Genomic DNA, 4,523 nt, shown 5'->3' with positions numbered 1-4,523 from the left:
CTTCCTACAATTCGTCTGTGTGCACAAGCATCAAACAACCCTGTAGCTCTCCATCTGCAAGGTGCTGCAAATGACAGTGGCATTCCTGTTCGAAATGCCCCCAATCGCCGCCCCTTGACCCGGAGACGGTAATTTCGGCAAGCTTCCCTTTCGAATGTGGTCTACGCGGTCAAACTCGCACATTCTACTGATGAAGGCTGCAGCCTCTACCCATCGATATCTAATTCATAAAAAGCATAGCCCAAAAAGCACACGAAATCAACTAACAGTCCATTTTGAATGTTCCTTCTATTTAACGGTTTTCATTCGGAAATAATCACCAAAGACATCACGCAGGAACTCGGGCATGAAATAACTCTTCGGTGCACGCTTCAAGGCAGGGAAAAAATAGCCGAATGTGAACAGGTCGAGCGTCGCGAGCCGGTAGATGCGGTCCGGATCGGCTGGCTTGCCCCCCACCATCAATTGGTGATTGTGCATGTCCATCCCGCAATGGATCATCCGCCCGAATACCGCGCCACGAAAGCCCATGCCTTTGAGCTCAAGTTGCGGCCAGTCTTCGTTCAAGGATTGGAGATAAATTTCCTTTAGTTCCGCGCCGCTGAGATCGATGACGCATGGATTGATCGGATGCGGAAGCATGCGGTGGAAATCGTAGCGTGTCATCTCCCCTTGCGGCATATCCTCCATGAAAATACCGGCATTGAACAATCCGCAATCCGCCGAAGCAAACGACACCAGGGCATCGCCAAACAGCTCTGCCATGGGTGACGGTTTGAACCATTCCGCTTTCAAATGATGGTCATTGTAGAAAACCGTCTCTGCCATTTGCTGCTTGCCGACACCGACCAAGTAGTCATTGAACCCTTTATCGGCTTCTGGCAACTGGTCGGTCTCGATCACTTCCGCTGTCATCTTACGTGTCGTTATATCAATTTCAATATGGCCGATATAATAGCCGAACTTGCCGGCAGCACCAAGCAAGGTCCCGCCGATTTCTTTTCCTTGGTGGAATAAATGATGGGTATGCGCCCCCAAGATAATATCGAGTTCGGGGCATTCTGCTGCTAACAGTTCATCTTCCCTGATGCCAAGATGAGACATACAAATGAGAAAATCGACCGACCCGCGGATTTCTGCGGCTTCACGCTTGATCGCTTCTCTGCCGCTCGTTACTTGCCAGCCGAGACGACGGTAAAACGGTGTGAACTCTGCCGTTGCAGCAACAAGCCCAATTTTCACTCCGTCATTCGTCACGATAATCTGATTTGCGCTTGCCCATTCTGGCTGCTTGCCGTCTAAGTCCAATAAATTAGCGACCACGACAGAAAAATCAGCCTGTACATATAATTCGTCCAGTTCAGCTTTGGACAGCGTAATGCCCTCGTTATTGCCGATGGTCACTGCATCATAACCGGCTTCATTGAGCAACTGGACATTGCCTTTGCCAGCCGTGCCTTCTGTAAAAGGATGCGAGCGGTCAGCGTGGTCCCCGATATCGAGCACTAAACACACATCGCCCGCTTCTTCATGCCAGCGCCTGCGCTCCGTCAGCAAGGATTGGATACGGGGCCAGTGCGCAAAATGGCTATGCAGATCGTTCGTATGATAAATATGGATGATTTCACTCATGTCAAACACCTCATTATGAACTGAAAATTCCTTCGTAAATCGAGCGGAGCCCGAGTAATAATAATGCGAGCCGCAGCACGACAACCAGAGTCTCGGATTTGATGCTGCGGTTCAGCCTCGCCCCGATCTTCGCTCCAATATATGCTGAAGGGATGATGGCCAAGGTATAGATCCACGGGACATTGCCGAGTGAAATATGCGTGATGGAATTGACGATGGCCGATAGAAAGACCATCAGCATCGACGTACCAACAGCTACGTGAGGCGGAAATAAAAATAGCAGGATCATGGCGGGAACGAGGATCGGACCCGCCGCCGATGCCGAATAGCCCGGAAGCAAAGCCGATGAAGAAGGTCAGCGCGAGCGCGAACCATATCGGATAGCCGTAGACGTATTCTTGATCGGTTTTGCGGTCATAGAAACTTTGCTTTTTGCCGTTATCGACAAACCAGCTCACCGCCTTCAAGCGATCCCTGAGCAACAGAAGCAGCGATAAGAACACCAATAGCAGGCCAAAATATAATTGAAAGGACGGTACATCCAGACTGCGGTTGACGAATGCACCTAAAATGGTTCCAGGCGCACTGCCGAGAAAGAAAATGAAACCGCTCCGGTAATCGACAGTACCAACTTTCATATAGGCAATCGTCGAAGACAAACCGGTGAAAATCATCATGACGACCGAGAGACCGACTATCTGTTGAGGCGATAAGTCTGGAAATAAACTGACCGAGGAGCTGAGGAACAACAGCACCGGCACCAAGATGACGCCACCGCCAAGCCCGATGAGCGCTCCGACGATTCCTGAAGCAAGCCCGGTCACTAGAAGGATCAGGAATACCATCAGAACCCGCCTTCGAACAAGTCGAGCTGTTTCGGGGACAAGCCTTCGAAATGCAAACCATTCAATTCCTGAAACTGTTTCGCATCGCCCGCTGCATGCCCGCCTGAATTATTGTTGAAAATCACATATACCTGCTCTGCCTGTCGTTCAAGACGCTTCACGGCTCGGCTGATTTCTTCTAGTTCCTCACGGTTATAATCGTATAGATAACGCACTTCCCGCCATTTTTCAGCATTGCCGGGATTCAGCCAACCGTGGACATTGCGCCCGTGCAGACGCAGCAGCACCTTGTCTTTGCGGCTGGATTCCGGAACAAGCGGGATCGAACCATCCCCCGCTTGCGGTTCATCACAGACCGAATGGATCAACCCGTTTTCGCGGAGGAATTCCAGCGTTTTTTCTTTCATGCCGTCCGCATACCAGGACTGATGGCGGAATTCGATCGCCAAGTCGAATTCCTGCAATTCGCCGATAATGGCGCGGATTTCATCGACATGATCTTTTTGGCAGTCGAACCACGGCGGAAACTGCAACAGCACCATCGCCAGCTTGCCCGCTTCTTTCAGCGGCCTGACAGACAATCTGTAAGCTTCGAACATCTCCTCGCGGGTCTCGAATGGATTTTCCCCGCGCTGATGCCCGGTCATGCCCTGATATGCTTTTACGACAAATTGGAAATTGTCCGGCGTCTCGCGAATCCACTTGCTGATATTGCGCTCAGGCTGGACTGCATAAAATGAAGAATCCAGTTCCACAATCGGAAAATGCGCACTGTAATCGACCAATTTATCCTTTTGTTTCGACCCGGGGCTATACACATCTGGATGGTCTCCCCAGCCCGTCAATCCAACATAAATCATCGCCCTGCCTCCATTTTCGTTATTATTTTATGATAGCATAGAACAAAACAGGCGTCCTTTTTGAGATTCGCGAAAGCAATGCCAGGCGAAGCCCCCTATTCCCCGCATGGTTACAATCGCATATCAAGCCATTTATCAGGAGGTTTTTGGAAATGAAAAAACAATGGGACACAGATGCCCTCATCTCACGCTTTGAAGACAATCGCAACCCTGAGCTTGCCGCTCCGATGGCCGCTTATATGAAACACCACTTCCCATTTTTAGGAATTCAGAAACCTCTTCGTACCGCGTTAATGAAAGAGCATCTATCCGCCTTTCTGCTCCCTGAAAAAGCACAATTGAAGTCCATCGTCCACACATTGTACGCACTGCCGGAACGTGAATATCATTACGCGGCCATTGAATTGCTGGAACAAGCGAAAAAGGAACTAACTCCAGGCGACTTGCCGTTTTTACGCCTGCTGATCGAATCCAATTCCTGGTGGGACACTGTCGATACCATTGCCCCGAAACTCGTCGGTCATATTGTATTGCTCGACCGAACAACCACTGCCCCGCTCCTTGTTGAGTGGGCACATGCGGAAAACTTATGGACCCAGCGCGCTGTCATTTTGCACCAACTGAAATTCAAACAACAGACCGACACAAAACTGCTCGGCTCCATCATCTCTCTACATGCCGAATCTCGCGAATTCTTCATCCAAAAATCCATCGGCTGGGCTTTGCGGGAATATGCAAAAACCGATTCCGTTTGGGTCTTGGACTTCGTCTCTACACATACGCTTCAGCCACTGAGCAAGCAGGAAGCTCTAAAACACATAAAAAAATAAGCTTTGGCATCCATTAAAGGTCGCCAAAGCTTATTTTTTCAATTGGGCTGCAGGCTCTTAGAATAACCCACCGAGCCCACCGCCACCGATTTTGGATTTAGCGAGATCCATCAATTCGTTCTTCTCGTTTTCATCGATCTTGCCGTCATCGTATGCTTGCTTGACTTGAGTGATGATTTCTTTCGCTTCTCCCATATCAGCGTTGCTGATTTTCTCTTTTAACGCGTCAAAAGTTTGGCTCATTAGAAAAATCCCTCCTCAAATTTTGCTTCACCATTTGTATACCCTTAGGAAAAGCAGTAAAACGAAGTTCATGCAAACGAGGAATCCACTCCTCCAAAACGGCATAAAAAATC

The 4,523-nt window shown here is 49.4% G+C and carries 4 protein-coding genes, 1 pseudogene and 1 riboswitch; of the genes and pseudogenes, 1 reads left to right on the top strand and 4 read right to left on the bottom strand.

Going from position 1 to position 4,523, the window contains the following annotated elements:
• Positions 1 to 35 precede the first annotated feature (35 nt).
• Positions 36 to 217: riboswitch (Lysine riboswitch) on the bottom strand.
• 71 nt (positions 218 to 288) lie between these two features.
• The 3 genes and pseudogenes from ON064_RS17195 to ON064_RS17185 all read right to left on the bottom strand — a co-directional run bounded on the left by ON064_RS17195 (position 289) and on the right by ON064_RS17185 (position 3,337).
• A complete protein-coding gene (locus tag ON064_RS17195) occupies positions 289 to 1,632 on the bottom strand; it encodes a bifunctional metallophosphatase/5'-nucleotidase (RefSeq protein WP_274625730.1) in 1,344 nt (447 codons plus the stop codon).
• A 13-nt stretch (positions 1,633 to 1,645) separates the two neighbouring features.
• Positions 1,646 to 2,477: pseudogene (locus tag ON064_RS17190) on the bottom strand (sulfite exporter TauE/SafE family protein).
• Complete coding sequence (locus tag ON064_RS17185) at positions 2,477 to 3,337, bottom strand: DUF72 domain-containing protein (RefSeq protein ID WP_274625729.1); 861 nt, start codon at positions 3,335 to 3,337, stop codon at positions 2,477 to 2,479. The pseudogene ON064_RS17190 and the gene ON064_RS17185 overlap by 1 nt, the downstream one beginning before the upstream one ends.
• A 152-nt stretch (positions 3,338 to 3,489) precedes the next feature.
• Between ON064_RS17185 and ON064_RS17180 the strand changes: the two genes are divergently transcribed.
• Complete coding sequence (locus ON064_RS17180) at positions 3,490 to 4,167, top strand: DNA alkylation repair protein (RefSeq protein WP_274625728.1); 678 nt, start codon at positions 3,490 to 3,492, stop codon at positions 4,165 to 4,167.
• A gap of 57 nt (positions 4,168 to 4,224) precedes the next feature.
• Here the strand turns inward: ON064_RS17180 and ON064_RS17175 are convergent, their stop codons facing one another.
• Positions 4,225 to 4,410, bottom strand: coding sequence for a hypothetical protein (locus ON064_RS17175; RefSeq protein ID WP_121301083.1), 186 nt, complete (start codon positions 4,408 to 4,410; stop codon positions 4,225 to 4,227).
• Positions 4,411 to 4,523 lie beyond the last annotated feature (113 nt).

The sequence above is a fragment of the Planococcus sp. A6 genome (assembly GCF_028823615.1).
Classification (GTDB): domain Bacteria; phylum Bacillota; class Bacilli; order Bacillales_A; family Planococcaceae; genus Planococcus.
Note: the sequence above shows the minus strand (reverse complement) of the source record. Positions and strands in the feature narration are given on the sequence as shown.